We start from the raw sequence: 689 nt of genomic DNA, 5'->3' as shown, positions 1-689 counted from the left end.
CGACTTCGGCATCTCGCGCGCGGCCGGCGACATGACGCTCACCCAGACCGGCCTGATCGGCGGCACCCCGGCGTACCTCGCGCCCGAGCTGGCGCGCGGCTCGGACCCGGTCCCCAGCTCCGACGTCTTCGCGCTCGGCGCGACGCTCTACCAGGCGATCGAGGGCCAGACGCCGTACGGGAACAGCTCCAACCAGCTCGCGCTGCTGTACGCGGCCGCGAACGGGCAGATCAACCCGCCTCAGCAGGCCGGTGGCGCGACGGCGCTGCTGATGAGCCTCCTGCGCACCGAGCCGACCGAGCGCCCGAGCATGGCCGAGGCCCGCGAGCGTCTCGCCGCGCTGGCCGCGAACGAATCCGGTTCGGGAGTGGCGGCGTCGCCGCGGCTCTTCGGAGCGGGCGGCGGTAGACAGCCGGCCGCCCCCCACACGCCGGGCGGCGGCAATCCCCTCGGAGAGCGGCCGCCGTGGCAGCGGACCGAGAGCCCTGCCCAGTCGGCCGCGGCGACACCGCCGCCTCCGCCCGCCAAACAGCACACGCCGACGGCCGCGTTCATCCCGATGCGCTCGCAGGCCGCCCCGCCGAACACGCCGCCGCGCCCGGTCGCCGCGGTGAGCCCACCGCCGTCCGCGGCCGCCCCGATGCGGCCGTCCCAGGCCAAGAGCACCGACGCCAAGCAGATCGGACGAG

Annotated in this window: 1 protein-coding gene; it reads left to right on the top strand. The window is 76.2% G+C overall.

Annotated elements, in window-relative coordinates:
* Positions 1-689 (top strand): protein kinase domain-containing protein (locus CFP71_RS40985; protein ID WP_167406469.1); only part of this gene is annotated, 689 nt, incomplete at both ends.

Origin of the sequence: Amycolatopsis thailandensis (genome assembly GCF_002234405.1) — a bacterium.
Taxonomy (GTDB): domain Bacteria; phylum Actinomycetota; class Actinomycetes; order Mycobacteriales; family Pseudonocardiaceae; genus Amycolatopsis; species Amycolatopsis thailandensis.
Note: the sequence above shows the minus strand (reverse complement) of the source record. Positions and strands in the feature narration are given on the sequence as shown.